Annotated in this window: 20 protein-coding genes; 9 read left to right on the forward strand and 11 right to left on the reverse strand. The window is 63.3% G+C overall.

What is annotated here, in order from left to right; all coding sequences use genetic code 11:
• The first annotated feature begins 14 nt into the window (after positions 1 to 14).
• Entirely contained in the window at positions 15 to 1,229 is a 1,215-nt protein-coding gene (locus tag A5650_RS02000) for a cytochrome P450 (protein ID WP_067285753.1), read from the forward strand.
• Positions 1,230 to 1,232: 3 nt separating this feature from the next.
• Here A5650_RS02000 and A5650_RS02005 read toward each other — a convergent pair whose 3' ends face one another.
• The 4 genes from A5650_RS02005 to A5650_RS02020 are packed head-to-tail and all read right to left on the reverse strand — an operon-like array spanning position 1,233 to position 5,237.
• The gene (locus A5650_RS02005) at positions 1,233 to 2,282 is read right to left on the reverse strand and encodes an acyl-CoA dehydrogenase family protein (protein ID WP_067285755.1); all 1,050 of its coding nucleotides are present in this window, start codon (positions 2,280 to 2,282) and stop codon (positions 1,233 to 1,235) included.
• The gene (locus A5650_RS02010; RefSeq protein WP_067285756.1) at positions 2,272 to 3,465 is read right to left on the reverse strand and encodes an acyl-CoA dehydrogenase family protein; all 1,194 of its coding nucleotides are present in this window, start codon (positions 3,463 to 3,465) and stop codon (positions 2,272 to 2,274) included. The genes A5650_RS02005 and A5650_RS02010 overlap by 11 nt, the downstream gene beginning before the upstream one ends.
• Positions 3,462 to 4,781, reverse strand: a complete 1,320-nt coding sequence (locus tag A5650_RS02015) for an amidohydrolase family protein (RefSeq protein ID WP_067285760.1) — start codon at positions 4,779 to 4,781, stop codon at positions 3,462 to 3,464. The genes A5650_RS02010 and A5650_RS02015 overlap by 4 nt, the downstream gene beginning before the upstream one ends.
• Before the next feature lie 39 nt (positions 4,782 to 4,820).
• On the reverse strand, positions 4,821 to 5,237 hold the full coding sequence (locus A5650_RS02020) for an SRPBCC family protein (protein WP_067285762.1): 417 nt from the start codon (positions 5,235 to 5,237) through the stop codon (positions 4,821 to 4,823).
• A gap of 87 nt (positions 5,238 to 5,324) precedes the next feature.
• Here A5650_RS02020 and A5650_RS02025 point away from each other — a divergent pair, with 87 nt between their 5' ends.
• From A5650_RS02025 to A5650_RS02050, 6 genes are all read left to right on the forward strand, one after another.
• The gene (locus A5650_RS02025; RefSeq protein ID WP_067285833.1) at positions 5,325 to 6,221 is read left to right on the forward strand and encodes an enoyl-CoA hydratase/isomerase family protein; all 897 of its coding nucleotides are present in this window, start codon (positions 5,325 to 5,327) and stop codon (positions 6,219 to 6,221) included.
• A gap of 68 nt (positions 6,222 to 6,289) precedes the next feature.
• Positions 6,290 to 7,195, forward strand: coding sequence for an SDR family NAD(P)-dependent oxidoreductase (locus A5650_RS02030; protein WP_067285764.1), 906 nt, complete (start codon positions 6,290 to 6,292; stop codon positions 7,193 to 7,195).
• A gap of 16 nt (positions 7,196 to 7,211) precedes the next feature.
• Complete coding sequence (locus A5650_RS02035) at positions 7,212 to 8,594, forward strand: aromatic ring-hydroxylating oxygenase subunit alpha (RefSeq protein WP_067285837.1); 1,383 nt, start codon at positions 7,212 to 7,214, stop codon at positions 8,592 to 8,594.
• Positions 8,591 to 9,013: a Zn-ribbon domain-containing OB-fold protein gene (locus A5650_RS02040; protein ID WP_067082202.1), complete on the forward strand. Its 423-nt coding sequence runs from the start codon at positions 8,591 to 8,593 to the stop codon at positions 9,011 to 9,013. The genes A5650_RS02035 and A5650_RS02040 overlap by 4 nt, the downstream gene beginning before the upstream one ends.
• Complete coding sequence (locus A5650_RS02045; protein ID WP_067285766.1) at positions 9,013 to 10,188, forward strand: thiolase family protein; 1,176 nt, start codon at positions 9,013 to 9,015, stop codon at positions 10,186 to 10,188. Before A5650_RS02040 ends, A5650_RS02045 begins: the two co-directional genes overlap by 1 nt.
• 31 nt (positions 10,189 to 10,219) lie before the next feature.
• Positions 10,220 to 10,630: a nuclear transport factor 2 family protein gene (locus A5650_RS02050; RefSeq protein ID WP_067285767.1), complete on the forward strand. Its 411-nt coding sequence runs from the start codon at positions 10,220 to 10,222 to the stop codon at positions 10,628 to 10,630.
• A gap of 16 nt (positions 10,631 to 10,646) precedes the next feature.
• Here the strand turns inward: A5650_RS02050 and A5650_RS02055 are convergent, their stop codons facing one another.
• From A5650_RS02055 to A5650_RS02085, 7 genes are read right to left on the reverse strand one after another with little or no spacing between them, the layout of a single operon-like run.
• Complete coding sequence (locus A5650_RS02055) at positions 10,647 to 12,368, reverse strand: MCE family protein (protein ID WP_067285768.1); 1,722 nt, start codon at positions 12,366 to 12,368, stop codon at positions 10,647 to 10,649.
• Entirely contained in the window at positions 12,368 to 13,558 is a 1,191-nt protein-coding gene (locus A5650_RS02060; RefSeq protein ID WP_067285771.1) for an MCE family protein, read from the reverse strand. Before A5650_RS02060 ends, A5650_RS02055 begins: the two co-directional genes overlap by 1 nt.
• Positions 13,555 to 14,886: an MCE family protein gene (locus A5650_RS02065; protein WP_067285773.1), complete on the reverse strand. Its 1,332-nt coding sequence runs from the start codon at positions 14,884 to 14,886 to the stop codon at positions 13,555 to 13,557. The genes A5650_RS02060 and A5650_RS02065 overlap by 4 nt, the downstream gene beginning before the upstream one ends.
• Positions 14,883 to 15,953 (reverse strand): MCE family protein, encoded by a 1,071-nt coding sequence (locus A5650_RS02070; RefSeq protein ID WP_067285775.1) that lies wholly within the window; start codon positions 15,951 to 15,953, stop codon positions 14,883 to 14,885. The genes A5650_RS02065 and A5650_RS02070 overlap by 4 nt, the downstream gene beginning before the upstream one ends.
• On the reverse strand, positions 15,943 to 16,974 hold the full coding sequence (locus A5650_RS02075; RefSeq protein ID WP_067285777.1) for an MCE family protein: 1,032 nt from the start codon (positions 16,972 to 16,974) through the stop codon (positions 15,943 to 15,945). Before A5650_RS02075 ends, A5650_RS02070 begins: the two co-directional genes overlap by 11 nt.
• Positions 16,974 to 18,173, reverse strand: a complete 1,200-nt coding sequence (locus A5650_RS02080; RefSeq protein ID WP_502687037.1) for an MCE family protein — start codon at positions 18,171 to 18,173, stop codon at positions 16,974 to 16,976. The genes A5650_RS02075 and A5650_RS02080 overlap by 1 nt, the downstream gene beginning before the upstream one ends.
• Before the next feature lie 43 nt (positions 18,174 to 18,216).
• Positions 18,217 to 19,431 carry a cytochrome P450 gene (locus A5650_RS02085; protein ID WP_067285840.1) on the reverse strand — a complete coding sequence of 405 codons (1,215 nt, stop codon included), beginning with the start codon at positions 19,429 to 19,431 and terminating at the stop codon, positions 18,217 to 18,219.
• A 192-nt stretch (positions 19,432 to 19,623) separates the two neighbouring features.
• On the opposite strand from A5650_RS02085, the gene A5650_RS02090 reads away from it, so the two are divergent.
• Both A5650_RS02090 and A5650_RS02095 read left to right on the forward strand, forming a co-directional pair.
• Positions 19,624 to 20,178 carry a TetR/AcrR family transcriptional regulator gene (locus A5650_RS02090; protein WP_067285779.1) on the forward strand — a complete coding sequence of 185 codons (555 nt, stop codon included), beginning with the start codon at positions 19,624 to 19,626 and terminating at the stop codon, positions 20,176 to 20,178.
• Between the two features lie 311 nt (positions 20,179 to 20,489).
• Positions 20,490 to 23,054, forward strand: a complete 2,565-nt coding sequence (locus tag A5650_RS02095; protein ID WP_231992473.1) for a two-component system response regulator — start codon at positions 20,490 to 20,492, stop codon at positions 23,052 to 23,054.
• The last annotated feature ends 3 nt before the right edge of the window (positions 23,055 to 23,057 follow it).

A 23,057-nucleotide genomic window follows, 5' to 3' on the forward strand; every position in this document is an offset into this window, starting at 1 on the left:
CTATTGTTCATAGCATGGCGACGCCCACTGGACTGTCCGAAGCCCGATTCGATGATCCGGCGTTCTACCTCGGCGACCCCAATGCCGCGTTCCGCGAGCTGCGGGAGACCGATCCGCTGCACTGGTACGACGAGGGTCAGTTCTGGGTCGTCACGAAGTACGACGACGTGAAGGCAATCTCGGCGCGGCCGGAGAAGTTCAAGTCGGAACGCATCGCGATCATGATGGATCTGATCGCGCACCGGCAAGGCGTCGATCCGCAGGGTTTCGGAAGCCGCGGCATCATGTTCATGGATCCGCCCGAGCACCGCGCGCATCGAAAAGCGATCGGTGTCCGATTCACGCCGTCGGCGGTGGCCAAGATGGAAGACCGCGTACAGCAGGTCGTCGCCGAGGCATTCGACAAGCTTCCCGACGGTGAGTTCGACTGGATCGAGCACATCGCCGAACCCATTCCCGTGTACATCTTTTCGTACTTCCTCGGTGTGCCGGAGCCGGACTGGTCCCAAGTCGCGTCATGGGCCACGACCATCGCCAAGGCCGGCAGTGGTCTGGCCACTGATGAAGACTTCCAGGTGATCTTCGATCAGATCGCCCCGTACCTGTTGGGTCTGACCGCCGAACGGGCTAAGAATCCACGCGACGATCTGTTGACGATGCTGACGCAGGTGCGCATCGACGGCGAACCGTTCAACGAAGTGCAGATCATGGTGTACGCCATGACGCTGCTTGCCGCGGGAAGTGAGACGACTCAGAGCCTGCTGGCCGGGCTGGTGCAATGCCTGGATCTGCATCCCGACCAGGCCGAGAAGCTGTTCGCCGACCCGTCGCGCTCCGAGAACACGGTCGAGGAGACGTTGCGGTGGTGGACGCCGGTGATGAGCATGGCGCGCCAGGCCGCAAAGGATGTGGAGGTCAGGGGAAAGACCATCGGCGAGGGTCAAGGTCTGCTGATGGCGTACGCGTCGGCCAATCGAGACGTCGACCATTGGGGACCCACCGCCGAGGACTTCGACATCATGCGCACCGACGCGGCGGGACATCTCGGGTTTGGTGTCGGAGAGCACTTCTGCATGGGGGCTGCCCTTGCGAGGCGCGAGGCGAGGTTCGTACTCGCCGAGGTATTGAAACGCGCGAAGGCAGTGCGCGTGACGGGTCAGCGGATTAAGCGGGAATCGTCATTGGTCAACACCTTCGACCGGTTGGACGTCACCCTCGACTATCGCTGAGTGTCAGCCGCGCGTGGCCAGCCAATCGGTGATCGCCTCGCGATGGGCTGCGCGTGACCCCATGGATGCGGCCAGGGTCGCCGCGCGGCGCAGGTACACGTGAGCCTCGTGCTCCCAGGTATAGGCGATGCCGCCGAACACCTGCGTGGCTCCTTCTGGAACGGCGCGTAACGCGTCGAGGGCCCAGAACGCCGCCAACGAGACCAATGCGCTTGCATCCGGATGGCCTTGATCGCATGCGTCGGCGGCCCGGTTGACGAGTGCACGGCCCACCTCGATCGCCGATCGCTGGTCGACAAGGCGGTGTTTGATGGCCTGGAACGCACCGATCGGCCGGTCGAAAGCCACGCGGACCTTCGCGTATTCGGTCGCGGCGGCGTTGGCGGCCGCGGCAACACCGACCAGTTCGGCGACCAGCCCGACGCGCCAGCGCATCACCGTTTCGCGATAGCGGCGCGCAGTTCCAGGACCGTCGGCGATAGCGCGGATCGGCGCATCGTCGAGCGTGACGAGCGCGGCGGGAGTGTGATCGAGCGGCGTCAGCGGTGTCCGGGTGACCCCGGGCCCGGAGGCGTCGACAATGCCAAGCACCGACGACTTGTCGGCTTCGGCAAGGACGGTGAAGCGGGCGGCGACACCGCCGTAGGGAACGAAACCGAATGTGCCCGAGACTGTCTCACCCGTAAGTGCTGCGGGTTCGGGCAGCACGACGGCGACTCCGTCGACGCAGTTGCTCTCGCACCACGCCGCGGCGGCCGTGGCGGCCAGCGGCAGGGGAGCCGCGACGAATCCGGCCGACTCGCTCAACACGGCCAGTTCGCGCAGGGTTCCGCCCGCGCCGCCGCGGTCTTCCGCCACCAGCACGTCGGGCCAGCCCAGGTCGCGGACAGTGTTCCACAAGATCTCGTCGAACGCCGACCCGTCCAGGAGCGAGCGAGTGCGTTCCACCGACCAGGCCTTGCCCATGATGTCGTGCGCCGATTGGTGAAGCGCGGCGATTTCGGCTGCTGTATCGGCGATCTCGGCGAGCGAGACGGTCATGTCAGGGGTCACGGGGCAGCCCCAGGAGTCGTTCGGCGATGACGTTGCGTTGGATCTCCGACGTTCCGGCACCGGAGGTGGCCGCCCGCATCAGCAGATAGCTCGTGGCGACGTTGCCCTTCTTGGCGGCCCCCGCCGATCCGCGTTCCAGCACGCCGGACGGCCCGGCCAGTTCGAGCCCGAACGTGGCCATCGACTGGTCCACCTCCGACGTCAGCAGCTTGGCGACAGACGCTTCCGGCCCCGGGCTGACCCCGCGCACGCCGGCGGCGGTGGCCTGGGCGGCGATCTGGCGCAGCGCCTCGACCTGAGCCACGTACCGGGCGATTCGGTCGGCGACATAGGTGTCGGCAAAGCCCCTGTCGGTCAGGGCGTTTGGTTTCTGGGCCATCTTGACCAAGATGTCGAGTCGGCGCTCGATCCGATGCGTGCGGCTTTGGCCGACCCGCTCATAGCCCAGCGTCGACTTCGCGACCTTCCATCCGCCGTGCAGCGGTCCGACGACGTTGGCGAGCGGTACCCGCACCGCGTCGAAGAACACCTCGTTGAACTCCGCGGCGCCGGTGATCTGACGTATCGGGCGGACCTCGATGCCGGGTGAGGACAGGTCGGCCAGGATGTAGCTGATCCCGTCTCGCTTCTCGGCGCTCGGATCGGTCCGAGCCAGCAGGTAGATGCAGTTCGCGTAGGAGGCCTTCGATGTCCAGATCTTCTGCCCGGTGATAACCAGTTCGTTGCCGTCGATGACAGCCCTGGTTCTCAGGGCTGCGAGGTCGCTGCCGGCATCGGGTTCGGAAAAGCCCTGACACCAAACATCTTCCGCCGACAAGATTCGGGGCAGATAGCGTGCCCGTTGCTCGTCGCTACCCCATTGAATGATCGTCGGGCCGAGTTGATTGATGGCGCTGCGGTTGATCGGCTCCGGGGCGCGGGCAGCGGCCATCTCCGCGTTGAAGATGAGCTGCTGTGTCGGCGTCGCGGCGCGTCCGCCGTGCTCCGTCGGCCAGGAGATCGCCGCCAGTCCCGCAGCGTGCAGTCGACTCTGCCACATCCGCATCCGATCGAGGCGAGTGGTCTCGCCGCCGTCCCTGTCGAGCAGGTCGGGAGTCAGCGACGAGGACAGGAAGGCGCGAACCTCGTCGCGGAACGCACGATCCGCGTCTGTGAGGGCTACACCGTAGTCGCGTTCGGTCACGTGCCGCCGCGGATGATCGACGCCATCCGCTCCTTCATCTCGCCGTAGGTGATCGCGGTGGTGCCGGCCTTGGGTGCACGGCCCGCATCGACCTTCGGCGCCGACAGGTCGAGACCGGCGATCTTCTCCCGCAGTGCGCCCACCGTGCAGTTTTGCCGTCCGAGACGCTCGACACCGTCATACCCGTAGGCGCGCGCGGCATTTCGCCAGGTGATCGCCTCGACCTCGTCTGGCGAACATCCTTCGAGTTGCGTCGCAAGTTGCTCGGGCGCATCCGGCCAGCTGCTGTCTGAGTGTGGGTAGTCCATCTCCCAGCAGATGGTCTCGGTCCCGATCTGCTCGCGCATCTCGATCCCGACGCGATCGCGGATGAAGCACGACATGAAGTTGCGTCGAAAGACGTCCGTCGGGGTCAGACCTTCACCGAGATCGTCACCGGTCCACGCACGCTGCCGGGAGTAGATGTCCTCGAACCGCTCGAGCAGGAACGGAATCCATCCGATGCCGCCTTCGGAGAGGGCGAACTTGATGGTCGGAAAATTGACGACGACGGGGGAGAACAGCAGGTCCGCGGTGAACCTCATGGTGTCGATCGCCAGCATGGAGTTGTACGCGAGGTAGGTGGTCTGGTCCGACGGGACAGGGACGCCGCCGCCGGTGCCGATGTGAATGTTGACGACCGTTTCGTGTTCGCACACCGCTTCCCACAGCGGGTCCCATTGTGGGTCCTGCCATGGTGGCTGGCCGTAGCTCCCGATGTGCTGAGGCACGGTTACGGCACGACATCCGTTCGCGGCGAGGCGCGTGACTTCGCCTGCCGCGAGCACAGGGTCCCACAGCGGGAGGATTCCCATCGGGATGAATCTGTCCGGATGCCGACCGCACCAATCCTCGATGTGCCAGTCGTTGTACGCGCGGACCATCACCTCGGAGATGGCTCGCTCCCCGCGGTAGGTGAACAGCGCTCCGGAGATGGTGGGGAACGAGGGAAAGCAGAGCGACGCCAATACACCCGCCGCGTTCATGTCGTCGACCCGGGCGCCGACGTCGTAGCAGCCTTTGCGCATGTCCTCGAAGCGTGACGGTTCGAAGCCCCATTCGTCATTGGGCCGGCCCGCCACGGCGTTGAGTCCGATGTTGGGCATCTGCAGCCCGGCGTACTCCCAGTAGCACACACCGTCGTTGTCCTGCACGATCTTTGGGGCATCGTCGGCGAATCGAGCTGGGACCCGGCCCTTGAACATGTCGGGAGGTTCGACGGTGTGGTCGTCGACGCTGATGAGCACGAGGTCCAGGGGGTCGATCACCGGCAACATTCTAGACTAATGAACAGATGCTGTATATCTGTTCCAAGACTACGTGGCGGTGTTGGTCGCCGCGGTCGCCAGCCAGTCGGCCATCATCCCGTAAACCAGTTCGATGCTCTCCCGCGCACTCGCGTCGTCGGCGGATGGTTCGTACTCCACCTGCCAGCCGACCCGGCAGTCGCGGCCTTCGGATTCGGTCACCGACACGACGGCTTCGAAGTGGCTGACCGGCAGCGGGTTGTTGGTGATCCGGTAGGCGATCTGTCTCTGCGCAGGCCGAATCCACAGCAGCGTCTCGACCGTCGGCTCACCCTCGGTGGAGCCGCGGATCTTGCGGCTCATGCCCGGACCGTCACCCTCGATCTCGACGTCGTTGATCACCGGTATCCACCGGACATCGGCGAAGTCGGCGAGTATCGCCCACACCGCCTCGGCGCTTGCCGCGACGTCCTTGCTGATAGTCATCGTCGGCACGTGGCGACCCTATCATCTATGTAACAATAGAGCGGAATATGTTCAGATGTACAATCTGCTGCGTGGAATCGGGGTGTGGTGAGCGCTGACGATGGGGCCGCGGGCGATATCGAGGTCGACGAGAACTGGGTGCGCTACGACGTCATCGAACGGCACATTGCGCAGATCACGATCAGCAGGCCTGACAGGCGCAATGCGATCCTGTCGCCCGATATGCATACGCTTTTCAAGAAACATCTCGACGAAGCCGAGAACGACGACGATGTAAAGGTCGTCATTTTGGCCGCTGACGGCAAGGACTTCTGTAGCGGTGACGACGTTCGCAGGCTCCCCGTCGAAAAGGCCGGCCTGATAAAGGGCAAGAAGCTGCCCCAGACGGCCCGGATGGGCAACGCGCGCAGGCTGCACCGCCACCTCACGAACTGGCTGGAGTTTCCGAAGACGGTGATCGCCGCATGTCAGGGTGCGACCTTGGGGGCGGGGATGAACCTCGCCCTTGCCGCCGACATCCTGGTCGTCGCCGACGACATGTACCTGGCGCGCCCGCAGTCCCGTATCGGCTTCGCCGGATTCTCGACCGCGATGCCGCTGGCCCTGCTCAAGCTCGGGCCGAACCGCGGTTATGAGGCCATGATCACGGGGCGCAGGGTCCCCGCCGCCGAGCTGCGCGAGTGGGGAGTCGCCGCATCGGAGGTTCCCGCCGAACGGCTGCACGACGAGGCGCTGCGGTATGCCCGCGCCATCGCCCACCATTCGGCGGACGGGCTGATGGTCGGCAAGCACGCACTCATCACGTTCTGGCACGCGGTCGGCATGGCGCAGTTCGGCGACTGGGTTCCCATGGCGCACAGCGTGTTCAGCAACCTGTCCTGGCGTGAGGACGAGTTCAACTTCATGAAGGAGCGGGCGTCCAGAGGCGGCCGGGAGGCACTTGCGGAGCTAGAGCGCCGATACTCGGAATGGGGTTTCGACTAGTATACAGATATACACATGGTGTTCTGCTGTCTTGTATGATGCCGGAGAGCGCTTGTTAAGGAGCGGGTATGGGTGCACTGGACGGACGGACGGCGCTGGTCACCGGCGCGGGTCGCGGTATCGGAGCTGCCGTGGCCGAGGGACTGGCGGCACAAGGAGCGACCGTCCTGGTCTCCGACGCAGGTGTGGGAGTCGATGGCACCGGTCGTGACCCTGGGCCGGCAGAGGCGGTGGCCGCGGCCATCAACGCACAGGGTGGCAAGGCCTTCTCCGACACCACCGACATCACGGACTTCTGCGCCTGCGCCGACTTGATCGGCCGCGCCGCCGACACCCTCGGCAGGCTCGACGTAGTGGTGAACGCCGCGGGCATTCTGCGCGACGGCATGGTCTTCAAGATGAGCGAGGAGGACTGGGATGCCGTCGTCGCCGTCCACCTGAAGGGGACGTTCAACATCAGCCGACACGCGGCCGGATGGTGGCGGGAGAACCGCGGCGGCCAGTACCGGTTGATCAACTTCACGTCGATGTCCGGTTTGCAGGGCGCCCCGAGCCAGCCGAACTATGCGGCGGCGAAGATGGGCATCGTCGGTCTCACGTTCTCCTGCGCCAACGCCCTGCGCAACTACGGTGTCACGTCGAACGCGATCGCTCCGATCGCCGGAACGCGAATGACGCAGGGCATCAAGGGCGGTGGCAGCATGGACTACTCCGATTCGAATGTGCGGTTGTCGCCGAAGAACTGCGTGCCGCCGGTGGCGTATCTGGCGAGCGTGCAGTCGGATTGGCTGAATCGCCGCGTGATCTTCGCCGGGAACGGCCGGATCAGCTTGATGTCGAATCCGGTGATCGAGCGCGAAATCGTCTCGGCCACGGGAACGTGGGACATCCCCAGCGCGTTCGCCGAGATCGAAACGTCATTCAAAGAGGCGATCCTGTGGCCCAACATCTTCGACAAGCCGCCTGCCGGCTGACGAGACAGAGGTGACGATGACCGACGTGGCGACCCGGCGAGTGCCGGAGAAGTATGCGTGTGGGGAAACGTTCGTCCCGAAGAGCCGTTACCTCGACCCGGAGTTCCTGCAGCTCGAACTCGACAGGCTGTTCACCCGGGTTTGGCAGGCCGCGTGCCGCGAGGAAGAGATCCCCGACCCGGGCTCCTATTACGAGTACACCATCGGTCGGCAGTCGATCGTCGTTGTGCGCCAGAAGGGTCGCAGCATCAAGGCGTTCTACAACGCGTGCGCGCATCGGGGGATGAAGATCGTGCGGGGGACCGGCACGGCTGTCGAGGGGGATCTGCGGTGTGAGTTCCATGGGTGGCGCTACGCGCTCGACGGCCGTTCGTCGTTCGTTCCGTGCAGAGAGGAGTTCGCCTCCCGGCCGCGGGATCAGTGGGGGCTGAAACCCGTCAACGTGGGTACATGGGGTGGCTGGGTGTTCATCAGCATGGCCGACGACCCGCCTGACCTCCTGTCGTGGCTGGACCCGCTGCCTACTGCACTGGCGCCGTTTCGCCTGCAGGACATGCGTTACCGCTGGCGTAAGCGGACGTTTCTGCCGGCCAACTACAAGACCGTCATCGATGCCTTCATCGAGGGCTACCACACGCCGGGCACACACCCGCAGACGTTGCGGGCCGCTCAGGGTCCCCGGCCGAGCACCGAACCGGCACAGCCTCAGGAGTACGTCTACGCGCCGTACACGCCGACGATCGCCTACCGCAACCACTCGCGGTTCATCTACACACAGCGGCCGGAGACGGCCGAGCGTGACAGTGCTCGCCGGAAGCAGTCCTCGCGGCCGGAGGTGTTCGCCAACGCTATGCAGTACAACTTCCTCGGGGTGAACGCGCTGGTCACCGAGCGCGACTATCGCGCCGCGCAGCAGCTGGCCACGATGGAGCCCAGTGAAACTCCGCCATTTGTCCTCTACCACAAGATGTGTGAGGAACTGGCGTTGGCCGACGGTGTCGATTTCCCGCGGATGTCGATGGAGGAGTATTTCGCCGGTAACGGCGACTGGCACATCTTTCCCACGCTCGTGATCCTCGTCGAGAAATCGTGTCTGCTCGGGTACCGGATGCTGCCCGACGCCGACGATCCGAACAGGTGCACGTTCGAGATGTTCTCGCTCGAGCACTTCGCACCCGGCGAAGTGCCCGAAGCCGGTTGGCAGGAATTCGAGCGCTGGCAGGACCATGACGGCTGGGGAGAGTTGCCGACTCAGGACCTGAAGAACATCGGCGCCATCCATGCGGGCATGCACTCAAAGGGCTTCGACGGCCTCTGGCTGAACACCGCTCAGGAGATGTCGATCCGCAACGAGCACGCGATCGCCGACCGGTTCATCTTCGGCGTCGACGAGCGGTGAGCGAGACCACACCGGATCAGCCGATTCCGCTGCTGTCGGAGGTGAATCGGCCGTACTGGACTTCGGGCGCCGACGGGCGGTTTCGTCTGCAGCGCTGTTCGAGTTGCGAGCGTCTGGTTCACCCACCGGCCGTGCGCTGCCCGCATGACCACGGCGAGCTCGGATACGTCGCGCTCAGCGGCCGGGGACGCGTCGAGACGTGGACCGTGAATCAACACCCGTTCTTCCCGAGTTTTCCGCCGCCGTACATCATCGCGTTCGTCACACCCGTCGAGGACGAGCGCGTCCGAGTCCTGACGAACCTCGTGAACGTCGAGCCCGACGATGTCACCGCGGGCTTACCGGTGCGCGTCACGTTCGACCCACGCAGTGACGGTGACGACGACGTGTTCGTACCGCTGTTCGAACCGGATCTCTGATGGTCTCGCCGCTCACCGACGACGTCATCATCAGTGGCATCGGTCAGTCCGCTATCGGCAGGCGACTGGGTCGGGATGCACTGCGGCTCACCGCCGACGCCTGCCTGGCCGCCGTCGAAGACGCAGGACTCACGCTCGCCGACATCGACGGGCTGACCACGTACCCGGGGGCGTCGCAGGCCGGCCCGGGGTTCTCCGGAGCTTCTCTGCGCGATATCCACGACGCTCTCGGCATCAAACCGAATTGGGTGGCAGGAGGAGTGGAATCGCCCGGACAGTTGGGCGCTGTGGTCGAGGCGATGCTCGCCGTTGCGGGTGGCCTCGCCAACCATGTGCTGTGCTGGCGCAGCATCTGGGAGGGCACGGCCCAGGGCTCAGGGCGTCGCCAGGGCTACGGGGCGCGCGGCGGCCGCCCGGCCGGAATGATGGGATGGCAGTTGCCTTTTGGCGCCACCGCCGCCAATCTCGCCGCGATGCAGGTCCGAGCCAGGATGATCTGCTACGGACTGACGCGCGAACAACTCGCCTCTGTTGCGATCGTCGAACGCGCCAACGCGCGGAGGAACCCGTCGGCGATCTACACCGATCCATTGGATGTGCAGACTTACCTGAACGCGCGCATGGTGTCCGAGCCGTTGTGCATGTACGACTGTGACATCGCCTGTGACGGCGCAACAGCGTTCGTGATCTCGCGCACCGAGCACGCACATGCCCTCGATCACCCAGCGGTCACGGTGGAGGCCCTCGACTGTGCCCATCACGACCGGTTCACGTGGGAGGGTGGGGAGGACATCACGCGGATGAGCTCGCGTTGGTCCACGATTTGGGACCGAACGGATTTCACTGTGGGCGATGTCGATTACGCCTCGTTGTACGACGGGTTCAGCGTATTCGTGCTGTGTTGGTTGGAAGATTTCGGCTTCTGCAAGGTGGGCGAGTCGGGTGAATTCGTCGCCGACTCCGCGCGTATCTCGCTTGGTGGCGCCCTGCCCATCAACACCGCTGGCGGCCAACTGTCCGGTGGACGACTTCATGGGTTCGGCCACCTGCACGAGGCGTGTCTACAGGTCCGCGGCGAAGCGGGCGAGCGACAGGTTGCCGACGCCGCACTGGCGGCGGTCGGAGTCGGGGCCCCCAACAGCGGAACGACAGCCATGCTGCTTCGACCGGCCTGAGGCATGCACTCGCCAATCTAGAGGAGCCACGATGCACATCGACCTACAGACTTGTTTCGAGCTGGAGCAGGCCAAATCGAGATATTGCCGGCTGATGGACACCAAGGACTGGGCCGGATTGGCTGAGCTGATGACCGAAGACATCGTGTTCGATCTGGGCGCCGGCGACGACGTGCCGCCGATCATTGGACGCGACGCCACGCTCGAAGCAGTGCAGACGTCTGTGACAGATGCGGTCACGGTCCACCAGGTGCACAGCCCGGAGTTTCACCTCGACGGGAACGAGGCACGCGTGATCTGGGCGGCTCAAGAGCGAGTGAAGTGGAACAACGGGACGGGGTTGACTGCCTACGGTCATTACCACGACCGATGGATCCGACGTGACGGGGAGTGGCGTATCGCGGAAGTTCGGCTCACCCACCTTCTCATCGACGTCGACTGATGGGCTCTCGCTGACGTCAACCGAGGCGGGGGGAGGTCATGAGGTCCACCCAGTTCTCAGCTGTGGACGTTCGCGATGAGCCACTGGCGTACAAGCTGATTCCGGAATACGGGTCGAGAAACCGACCGGTTGTCGGATCGTAGGTTGTCACGGCGGCACGGCCCGCCTGTGGGTGGCTTGCTCCCGACAATCCGGCCTCAGCCGGCAACGGTGCGTTCTCGCTCGCGGGTGGCGTTGTGCCGCCAGGACTTGCAGGAGCGGGTGGCACAGACGGCCGGACGTATGGCGGGATCACCTGGTCAGGCGGCGGCTGAAATGGTAGAGGCGGTGGAGGCGGTCCGGGGGTCACAGGCGGGACCTGCGTCGGATACGGCGCGGTCAGCGCCGGCCCCGGTCCGGGCGGCACACCTGGCGGAAGCTGCACGGTGGGAGGCCCCGGATCGTAGTCCGCTTGCGGCGGAATGTACGGATACTTGTTCTGCGGCAGAGTCATTCGTGGATCGGTCACCGGTGTTCCCACCGGCACCGGCGGTCCTCGCCACGGGTTGCTCCCCAACGGGACATAACCCCGCGGATCGCGGCAGAGTTGCACCGTCGGCGCCCTTTTGCCGGGGAATTCCTGGCAGGGGTAGTTGCGTGCGCCGCGAACGACTGTTGGATCGTTCTGCGCGACCTTGCAGTACAGGTCTTTTGGGACATCGCGAAGCGTGGTGTCGGCGGGCGAGCGTATGTCGGACGGAGGTACGAACCCGGTGAGGCAGGGCGGTGGATCACCGAAATTCAGCTTGAAGTCCGCTTTGGCGCCCTCGTCTGCCGGGTACTGATTCGCGATTGTGATGACCGCCGCGGCAAGGGCCGGCATGATCACCAGTACCTGTTCGATCGACTTGTGGTAGATGACGCCAACACGGCCGGCGTTGGCGAGGTTCGCAGCCAGCACCGGAAACGTGGGACGGATACCTTCGAAGAGAGCGGCAGCTTCGTCGGCAGCGCCGGGGGCCGACTGCAGAACTGCGCGTATCTCGGGGTCGGCTTCACGAAGATGAGTCGTGAGGCGTGCCAGGCCATCTGCAACCGATCTGATGTTCTGCCCGGACGCACGCTGGGCGTCGAGCAGCGGCTGAGATTGTTCGAGGAGTTGAATTGTCTCGCTGGACGTGTTGTCGGCTCCTTCGATCACCGACCGTGATGATTCGATGAGCCGGGCGAGTTCGGGACCCGACCCGTCGAAAGCGGTGAATGCCTCCCTGAGTACGTCCCGCAACCGGCTTCGATCAAGCGAGTCGACCAGGCTTTGCGCCTCGCGCAGCAGGCTGGCGATGTCGCCGCTGATGTGCGTTCGAGCACGGTCGATGTGCCCATCGTCTTCCAGAAAAGCCGTCGACGCGTTCGGTGGCGGCACAAGATCGACGTATAGCTCGCCGATCGCCGACACGCTCTTGACGTAGGCGTCGACGTCGTCGGGGATTTTCGTAGCGTCCTCGATTCGCATCTCGACCCGAACATCGTTGTCGCGGGTCAAGGATACGGATTTGACCTTGCCGACGGTCGTCCCGCGGTAGGCGACGTTTGCATTCGGGTACAGACCTCCACTCGCCGCGAAGTTAGCCGTCACCGTGTAGGTCCCGAGGCCGAACGCCTTCGGTAACTGCACGTAGGACACCGCGATCACGAACACACTGACGAGCGCGACCAGGGTGAAGACGGTCAGTTGCACTCGGACGAGAGGAGTGAGCATCAGGGTTGTCCGGCCGGCTGTGGATCGGGAGGACTCAGGGGCGGGATCTTGAAGGGATCGGCAGCCTGCCCGGACAACGACGATGTCGCTCCGACAAGGTAATCGGGTACCGAGATGACCTCGGAGAGGCGCTTCATGTTGGGATCGAGCGTGCTCGTCGTGAAGAAGTTCTCGCCCATTCGCCGCAGGGTGAGGTCAAACGTCGCGAAGACGTTGAGGAAGTCACCCCTGACCGCCCGCTTCAGTCCGTCGTTGAGCGGTATCGGAAATGCCGGCAGGATCGGCAATGCGTCGACGAGCGTTTCGGCGTTATCGCTGAGGGCCTTCACCACGGCGAAGGCGTGAATGAGGTCAGCGGCGAAATCCGTTTTCGTCTGAGCCAACAGCGGGGCGGCGATGTCCGCGAGTCGCTTCAGGGCCGCGAAAGCATCGACGATTCGTTGGCCGTTGTCCTTGAGTACCCGCGTCGCCGACGGGAGTGCCTCCAGTGCCCGCTCGATCTTGTCGGTACCGCCGGCGAGTCGACCTGCAAAGTGGTTGACCTTCTCCATCGCCGTTGCGATGTCGCCTGCCTGGGCATCCAACCCCGCGGCCAATTCCGCGAGCCGCGGCAGGAACGCGGTGAACTGACCGGCGCGCCCGACAACGGCAGCATACGTCTCGTCTGTAATATCCTGCAGTACACCAAGATTACCGTTGTTGACGACGATGGCCAGCGAAGACAGGACATCTTCGGTGCTCGGATAATTTCCGGCCTTTTCAATGCCGATGCGAGAATTCGGGCCCAGCGAGCCTACGGGCCGTTCGGAGATGGGCTCGGCCAGCTCCAAATGCCGCGAGCCCAGGAGCGATGTTTGCGCGACGGTCGCGGTGGCGTTGGCGGGCAGATGCACCGAGCCGTCGAGGGAGAGCTGGACCAGCGCATAGAACGTACCGTCGTCACGCTGCATAGGCTTCACACCCGACACACTGCCGACGGTCACGTCGTCCACCTTGACGGGGGAATTCTGTGGCAGCGACGAAATATCGGGTAGCTCGACAGATACCGTGAACGAGCCATCGCCGTGACCTGCGGTGCCGGGCATGTTCAGTGAGTTCAGCCCATTGAATTGGCATGCCGAGAGCACCACCGCGAGTGATCCGATCGCCGTCGCTTGCCGCGCCGACTTGCGGAGGTGCACGTTGATCATCTGCCGGCTCCTGTCTGTCCATCCGGCTGGTGTGGCGCAATTGGTGCGTCCGGGACCATGAGCGAACTCAGATCGGCCTCGGGCGGAATGGACGGTGGGGTCACGCCGGGCAGCGGTTGCCATTGAAGTTCAGCAATCGGGGTCTGCGCCTTCGCCTCCGTTTGCGGTGTGTCATAGATGATTTGCCCCTTGTACGCCGTGATGCTGGTGATTGGACGGAAGAGGAACGGCGGATAGTTCATCTGAAGCCGCTTGACCACCGGCGCCATCCGCTGGCGGCAGATTTCTGCCCGCTTGTAATTCTCTGGCGTCTCGGCGGTCTCGAACATCCCCGCGCACATGAGCTGAACTGGGTTACCGAAATTAGGTAGTGTCACGATTCCGGCCAACGATGCCTGGGCTGGATTGTAGATGTTGTAAAAATTGGCCAGCGCCGTCGGCGCCAGGTGCAGAACTTGTTCGATGTCATCGCTGCGTTCGGTGAGCAGGCTGGTGAAATCGGTGAGTCGATCGATCTGGCCGATCAATGCATCGTTGTTGTCCTTGAGCAGCCCCCGGACGTCGGAGAGCGCACTGTTCAGCGAGCCGAGAGCTTGATCGATGTCGCGGGAGCTGTCCGCAAGCACCTGAGAGACCGAGGCGACGTGTGACGTGAACGCCACGATCTGTTCGTTGCTCTCCGCCAAGGCGTCCACGACGATGCGTAGGTTCTTCACTGTATCGAAGATGTCTGTGCGGGAGTCTCCGAGACGCCCTGCCACTTGCGATAATTCACGCACGGCGTTTCTGAAGGATCCGCCTGAGCCGTCGAAAGTGTCTGCGGCTTGGTTGATCAACTCACTGAGTGGTCCCTGTGCCGAGCCTGGTCTGGGCCCAAGCTGTGCGGACAACTTGGTCAGCTCGTCTTTGACCTGATCCCATTCGATGGGTACCGCTGTCCTATCGAGCCCAACGACCGCGTTGTCGGACAGGGCCGGCCCGCCGTCGTAGATCGGAGCGAATTCCACAAACCGAGCAGAGACCAGATTCGGCGAAACTATCAGGGCGGCTGCATCGGCCGGAATGGGAATCCTTGAGTCGACACTCATCGCCACCCTGGTGTGCTGCGGGCCTGGTTCGATTCCGGTGATCCGCCCGACGGGGACTCCGGCGACCTTCACCTCGTCGCCGACGTACAAACCCACCGCCGAGGAGAACAAGCCGGTGATGTTCCGTTGCTGTGCGCGCGGCCACACTGTGAACACCCCGGCGACAAGCGTCATGGTCAGTACCGCGGCGAGCAAAGCCCGAGGCCATCCTCGGGGGCGGTTGAGACCGAGCGTCGTCATGGCGTTCTCGGCCTGATCACGAGTCGCTCTCGAATGAATCCGCGAAGCATGTCGGCCAGACTGTCGGGCAGCTTGCCCGGCTGGAAGTAGGTGTCCAACAGCACGCCGGCAACCGCCGGAGTCGGCACACCCCAAACGTTCACCGAAAAGCCAGGGCCGGACCCCACAACTTCACCCAACGTGGTGGAGAAGGCAGGGAGCCGTTTGAGCGCCTCGTCGAGGTGGGCGCGGCGGGCGTTCAGATTCTCGAGCACGAGGTTGAGTTTGACCAGTGCGGGACCGAATTCACGACGGTTGTCCGCGACGAACCCCGATATCTGCCGCGACACATCGCCGATGCCTGCGACGAGCGAGGCGAGCGCGGTGCGCTGTTCACTGAGCTCGGCGAACAGCTCATTACCGTCGGTGATCAGCTGATTCAGTTGGCGTGAGCGAGTGGCGAGGATGGTGGACAGCGATTTGGCGTGAGTCAACAACTGGGCAAGGTCTTCGTCGCGGGCGTTGATGCTGCGGGAGAGCGCCGCCACGCCGTCGAGCGCGCTGCGCAGCTGGGGGGTGGCATCGCGCATCGTCGCGGTCAGAGTTTCAAGGGCGCTTTCGAAGGCGTCGGTGTCCAGCTCGGCTGCGGAGTTGCCCAGGTCCTGCAACGCGTCGGGCAAGGTGTACGGGGTCGTCGTGCGTCCGAGCGGCACGGTGTCGACCGAACCTGCACCACCCGGGGTGACCGCCAGAATCCGTTGGCCGAGAATGGTATCGGTTTTGATCGCCACCAGCGTCTGGTCGCCGAGGCGTAGATCGCGGTCGACGGTGAAAAGCACCTTTGCGGCGCGGGCGCTCAGGTCGAGGTCGACCGAGGTCACCTTGCCGACGTTGTAACCGTAGATCTGCACATCGCTACCACTGGTGACTCCGGCGGCGTTTGTGAAGTACGCGGTGTAGACCTTTCCCTGTGGCATGAAGGGCAGTGTGGAGTAACCGAATGAGACGAGCACCAGCAGTATCACGAGAATGATTCCGAAAATGCCTGTGCGTAACGGGTTCCGGCGACCCCGCTCCTCAACCGTCATCGGAGCACCGTCCCTTTGACGGATCCGACGGCCCGAGCAGCGGAATCAAGATGTCGCTCCCTGCCGGACCGTTTATCTTGATCTTCACTGCGCAGAAGAAGATGTTGAAAAACGCGCCGTACTGACCGAGCGCGCTGAGTCGCAGGTAGTTCTCGGCGAGGGGCTCGATCACGGCATTCACCTCCTCTTTCCGATCATCAAGAACGGTCGCCAACGGACGCGCGTGCTCGATCACCCCCTGCAACGGACGCCGCGACGAGATCAACAGGTCGGTGAGGTCGGCCTGCGCGGAGGCAAGCGGCTGGATCGCCCCCGCAATCGGGCCGCGCCCGGCCGACAATGTCGTGGTCAGTTGCTGCAATTGATCGATACTCGTGTCTAGTTGTGCCCCTTTGTCATCGATCGAAGTGAGTACGGTGTTGAGGTTGTCGATGACATCACCGATCAACTGGTCGCGTCCCGCCAGCGTCCGGGTGAACGAGTCGGTATCCGACAGGACCTTGGCCAAGGTGCCGCCGTTGCCTTGGAGTAATTCGACGATCGCGTTGCTGACCTCGTTGACCTTGCTCGCGTCGAGGCCTTTGAGGACCGGACGCAAACCGCCCAGTAGAGCGTCGAGATCCACTGCCGGTACGGTGTGCGAGCGCGGTATGGTACCGCCGGGCGCCAGCGGCCGTAGTTCCCCTGAGCCAGTGCTGATTTCGAGGTAGCGGTTGCCGACGAGGTCCTCATATCGAATCGCCGCGCGGGTCGAGCTGTATATCCGATACTCTTTGTCGATCTCGAACTCGACGTCGACATGGTCGCCGTTGATGGCGATGTCGGTAACGGACCCGACGGGAATGCCTGCCACGCGCACGTCCTGGCCGGGCTTCAGGCGTGAGACGGAGTCGAACTCTGCACGGTAGGACACCGCTGAACCGAAACGGAACTTTCCGAAGGTCATTACGAGAAGGCCGAGGACGAGCAGCATCACAACGGTGAATGCTGCAACTTTCAGCCCGAGCCGGTCCTTGGGCATCAGTAGTCATCTCGCTCGGCATAGGCGCCGTTGAACAGAAACTGGAAGGTTGACAGCGGATCGAATTGGAGTTCGGTATTGGGCTGATACGGAATGTATGCGTTGTCCGTCACCAGAAACGGCGGCCGGAACCACGATCCGTTCTTCATCTTCCCGGGCAGATTCGGCAGTCCTCGGCAATTGGGACCGCCGGATGCGTTGACGATGGGAAGGCTCTCGGGGTACGTGTACGGCGCCACCCCGGGGATGAAGAAGGCATTCATGAAGACCCCGGGTACGGTGCCTCCCCAAGCGGGAGTGAATTCTTTGAGTGTGGTCGCCAAACCGGTTAGGAGGCAGCCCAATTGAGGTGAATAGTCGCCCAGGACCTTCAACGGGGCCCGCAATCGCTGGACCGCGGCGGTCAAGTCGCTCTGTGCGGGCCCGAGCACATCCGCTGCGCTGTTTCCCAGTCCGGCCGAGGCCATCAACGTCGTGGCCAGGTTCTCGTGTTGGTCGACGATGGTCTCGCTGAGGGGACCGGCGTTATCGAACAAGGTCAGGATGTCCGGCGCAGCTTCTGCATAGATATCGGCGACGTCGCCGACCTTTTGGATATCCGCCTGCAGGGTGGGCAGGTGCGAGTTGAACGTTCCCATGTAGTCGGTGAACGTCGAGATAGTGGTCCCGATGTCCCGTCCGTTTCCGCGTAACCCTTCGCCGATTGCCGTCATCGTCGCGTTGAGTTCGGTTGGATCGATCTTCTTCAGAGTGTCGACGAGCGTTTCGAAGAGGGTGTTGGCTTCTACGGCGACCTCGGCGGCACGCAGATGCGAATTGGCTGCAAGGGGGATTTTGTCGGGAGTCTGCGGGCTCAGGAACTCGACGGACTTCGCACCGAATACCGTGTTGCTCGCAATACGGACGGTGACGTTGGACGGGATGTATTCCATCTGATCGCGGCGGATCTTGAGTGTCAGTAGCGCCTGTGCACCGTCGTATTCGATTGAGGACACTTTTCCGACTTCAATTCCCAGGTACTTGACCTTGGCGTCGCGGTCCATCACGAGCCCGGCCCGTGCCGAGGTCACTGTGACGGTGTCGACGGGAATGAACCTCCCCGAGTATGCGAGGTAAGTCAGCGACGAGATCGCCGCGAAGATGGCGGCCATGATGAGCGCCGCTATCCGCAGCGCTCTCTTGCGGTAGATCTTGATCAACGCCCTGCATCCTGCGCAGGATTCGGCGGGGGTTGAACCGTCGTCATTGGACTGCCAGTTCCAGACGTTCCAATCTGCGGACCAGTATGCTGGTCAGCCAATCTCCGACGTCGACAGCCTCGATCCATTCGGTCCGTTCGAGCAGCATGCGCAGGACGATCCGGGCCTCCAGCCTGGCAAGGGCTGCGCCCACGCAGAAATGAGCACCCTTGCCGAACGTGACGTGCCCTTTGCCGCTGCCGCGGTCGAGCCGGAACTCGTGCGGTGAATCGAACTGCGCGGCATCGCGATTGGCTGCGCCCCACAACAGCAGCAGATGTGAGTTGGCGGGTAGGTCGACGCCGCCCAGCGTGGTGTCGTGCAGGACGTGGCGATAGTGGCCGCGGAATGGAGGCTCGTAGCGCAGCGTCTCCTCGATGAAGGGCACCAGGAGGTCGCGATCTTCGCGGACCTGTTTCTGTATGTCCGGTTGGCTCACGAGAATCCATGCGGCGCTGCCGAGCAGCGAGGCCGTGGATTCGCCGGCGGCGCTGAAGAGCGTGAGCATGATGCTCAAGGCGACCGGCTGTTCCACCTCGCCGGAGGCGCAGCGCGCAGCGAGATCGCTGATCAGTCCCGGTTGTGGATCGCTGGCCGCCGCTTCGAAATGTTCCAGGACGTAGCCGCCCAGTTCCATTGCCGCCAGACCGGCGGTTTCGAGTTGCTCCGGAGTGACGATCCCGTCGAGCAGCGTAGTGGTGGCGTATCCCAGCCTGATGAGTTTGTCCACATCGTCGTGGGGCAAGCCGAGCAGCTGAGCGACCACCTTCATCGGAAGCCGGTTGGCTATGGCGCTCATCCATTCGATTCGCCCCTCGTTCACCGACTCCGTCCACAGCCGGTGCGCGGTCTCCTCCGCGAACTCCTCGATCACCTGGACTCGCCGAGCCGACAGGTGCGGCAACAGAACCTTGCGATGCACGGCGTGTGCGGGATCGTCCGCGGTGGCGAGCGCGTGCGCCGGGTCGCCGAGTGGCATCATCGGGAACGGGTTCACCGCGCCACTGTGGTCGTAGACCACGGTTGCGGTGAGATTCGAGGAGAAATCCTCCACCCTGTTGGTTGCCTCGACGAGCGCGTCCCAGCCGCAGACAGCGTAGAAATCGGACTCGCCGATGCGGTGCACCGGTGCTTCCGACCGCATCTGCTCGTAGAGCGGGTACGGATCCTGTATGGCGGCACTTCCGAAGAACTGAGCAGGGTCGTCCAAGATCGCCACGGTCCTAGCGTTGGTCTTCTCGCCGAGGCCGTCAACGGCGCCGAAGGAAGTTGACATGCTCCTCGCGGCGCGGTCGGGCAAGACCTTCTCACGGACGACCCCTGAGCTGCGCATTGCATGAGAGAATCGGCGGTGTCCTTCTCATCGTGAGAGATAGAGCCCTAAGGGTGTCGGCGACAGGAGACGCGTGCGGTGGCTGGTACTGACTGGCTGGTCGGTCGAGATCGAGCCTCCGAGGCGGCCAGACGCATACATGCCGCCGCTGCCGATCTGATCGCCCGTCGTGGATGGGAGGCTTTCACCATCGACGCGCTGGCCGCGAAAGTGCACTGCTCGCCCGCCACGATCTACCGGCATGCCGGCGGCAAGACCGCGATCCGCGACGCCGTTGTCGCCATCCACGCGGCGCGCACGGTCGAAACGGTGCGCGAGGCCATCCGCGGCCTGTCCGGTGCGGAGCGGGTGGTGGAGGCGACGGCGTTAGCGTTGGAGCGGGCCCGGTCCGACCCGCTGACCAACGCGCTCCGCTCCGCCCATCCGCCCGCCGAAACAGACTGGCTGACGACGTCTGAGGTCATCGCGCAGTTTGCCGCCGAGATGCTTGGACTCGAGGATCCCGACCCCCTTGCGCAGCAGTGGCTGATTCGGGTCTTTCTGGCGCTCTGGAGTTGGCCCATGAAGGATCCCGACGCTGAGTACCAGATGCTGCGGCGATTCCTCGGTCCGCCTTACGGCGACGAGGCGTAGCTCGCAGTGAACCGTCAGCAGGTCGGCCGGGTAGGCGTCGGGGTCCTTCGCTACGAATTCTCATCGGCACCCGGCCATCTACCGCAGGCTCTCGCTAACCGGAGGCCCAGCAGACCCGCGCTGGTTCCGTGGGCTTCAGCACCTTCCCGGACCAACACAACTATGGTGGTTGAAACTCGGTTCTCTGCCGGTCGAACGGGGCGAATGAGTTCCCGCGGCCACCGCGGAAGAATGTCGGCGAGCTGAGCTTGAGTGGAGGCGAGGTATCGATCATCTCCACGCTGATGAATAGGTCCGCGAAGAAGGACGTCGTGTCCGGCAGCAAGCAGACGGTCTTGGTGGCCGATGATGATCGGCGACTGCGCGAACTTCTGTGCAAGGTGCTGACCCCGTTGGACTGTGACATCGTTCAGGCGGCTTCCGGGGAAGAGGCGCTCACCGCACTGCTCCAGCGCAAGGTCGCAGTGATCGTCCTTGACATCAACATGCCGGGGATGGACGGGTTCGAGACCGCCCAACTCATCAGAGACGCTGAAGAGTTGGCCTCCACGCCGATCATCTTCCTCACTGGTCAGGCAGACGCCGGCGACCTGGACCGAGGCTATGACCTTGGCGCGGTTGACTTCCTGGTCAAACCAGTGTCCCGGGGTGTTTTCTTCGCGAAGGTGAAGGCCTTGCTGGAGCTGGATCGGTCCTTTACCCGACTCCACAACGAGACGACGAAGCTTCACGAACAACAGCTGCAGGCGGCGCGCTCCGCTGAGATTCGGCAGCGTGAGGAATTAGCCTTCACGCGGCGTCGGGCGAGGCTGGCCAACATCTTCGCCGAAGCCAGCCTCGATCTCGATTCCTTGAAGAAGACCATCGTCACCGAGCTGAGCCAGCTGTTCGCTGCTGAGTGTCTGCTCCGCCTGCCCCTTCCCGACGGCGATTGGCACGATTCGTTCGCGCATACAGAAACGAGCGGGGCGCCGGAATCGCCGCGGGCATGGTTGTCCGAGCAACTGGCCGATTGGGACAGAGGTCCAACGCTGAACCGTGCGGTCATGGTCGACGAACTGACGGCCAGAGGCCAGCGCGTCGGCATCATCTGCATCGGCAGAACCGACGGGCGTGCGTTCTCGGAAGTCGAATCCGCACTGTTCCGTGGGGTAACGGTGGCAGCTGCTTTGGCGCTTTCGAATGCGACCCTCTATCGAGTACAGGCCGAATACGCCGCCGTCATGCAGGCCACCGGCGATGCGATCCTGGCTGTCGATCGCTCGGGTGAGATCCGGAGCTGCAACAGAGCTGCTACAGCCCTGTTCTGCACGGACGGAACCTTGATCGGCCGGTCGATTGTGGAGTTGGCCGTCGACGCTCACCGGGACCGTTTGCAGGAGTGTTTGGACGCTACCCTGGCGACGCACCAGGAGAGCACGCTGGAGACGGTGTGTGCCGCCAATGACGGTCGACCGATCGAGGTCCTGATCACGTTGTCACCGATCGGCGACGCCGTCGACCTGAACGTCGCCGTTGTGGTCCATGACTTGACTGAGATCAAACAAGCGCAGACGGTGATCAGTCATCTCGCGAGTCACGATCCATTGACCGATCTCGCTAATCGAAGACAATTGACCGAGCGACTTGAAGAGATTTCCCGCCAGCGGGACGATGGCAAACTGGCTGCCCTGCTGTACCTGGATGTCAACAAATTCAAGGCAGTCAATGACACCTACGGCCATGATGTTGGGGACCTGCTGCTCGTCGAAGTGGCCGATCGGCTCCGATCGGCGGTACGCGGTGACACTTTGGTCTGCCGGGTCGGTGGCGACGAATTCATCATCCTGTTTGAACACGTGCCCTCGACGAGTTCGGCGGTGGCGGCCGGAAACCGGATCCTGAGCAATGCGCAAGCACAACCGGTGCGATGTAAGAATGTGACCCTCTATCCCTCGCTCAGTATGGGCATTTCCGTCTTGGGCGCGAGCGCGCACACACCTGAGGAGTTGTTGTCTCAGGCCGACATAGCCATGTTCGAAGCAAAGAAGAATCAACGGAACGAATGTGTGCTGTACACCGACCTCATCGGGTCGCGGCACCTCGGAGACGCATACCTGCGAGCAGAAGTGGCGAGCGCCATCACGCGGTCGGAATTTCGCCTGGTTTATCAGCCAATCGTAAACTCAAGGACGGGAGCTCTCTTCGGGCTCGAAGCGTTGGTCCGCTGGCGGGTACGGGGTGAAGAGTTACCTGCCAGCGAAATAATTGACCTGGTCGAGGATGCGGGACAAGCAGGAGCGCTTGCTCAATGGACGTTGACTCACAGCTTCAATGACTATGTGGCCCTTGGCCGCAATGACCTCAAGCTGCACGTTAATCTGTCGCCCGCTCAAGTTCTCGACAGGGAGTTCCTCAACCATCTGATCAGTGCTCGCCGCGAAAACGGGATAGCGCCGGATGGAATATGCCTGGAACTCACCGAACGTGCGTTCACCGGAGACCCCTCGTCAGTATACGCAGACCTGCGCCGCGCTAGTGAGCTCGGATTCAGCATCGCCATCGATGATTTCGGCGTCGAGCACGCGAGCATGGCCACTTTGAAACATGTTGACGTCGACTGGTTGAAGATCGATCGTTCCTTCGTCGATGGCGTTGAGGAGAGCGAACGCACCCAACAATTGGTTCGCGGTCAAATAGCCTTGGCAGCGTGTATGCAGGTCGAGGTGATTGCCGAGGGAGTCGAAAAGCAGGAGCAAGCCGACTGGCTTCGAGAGGCAGGATGCGTTCTGCAGCAAGGCTTCTTGTATGCCCATCCGATCGAGGCGAGAGACCTTGCCGCAGAGCTGAAGAATTGGCAGCCCATTCGGGAGAATCACCATGCCGGCGAAGGATAGGGT

This window comes from Mycobacterium sp. 1164985.4 (genome assembly GCF_001668575.1).
Taxonomy (GTDB): Bacteria; Actinomycetota; Actinomycetes; order Mycobacteriales; family Mycobacteriaceae; genus Mycobacterium.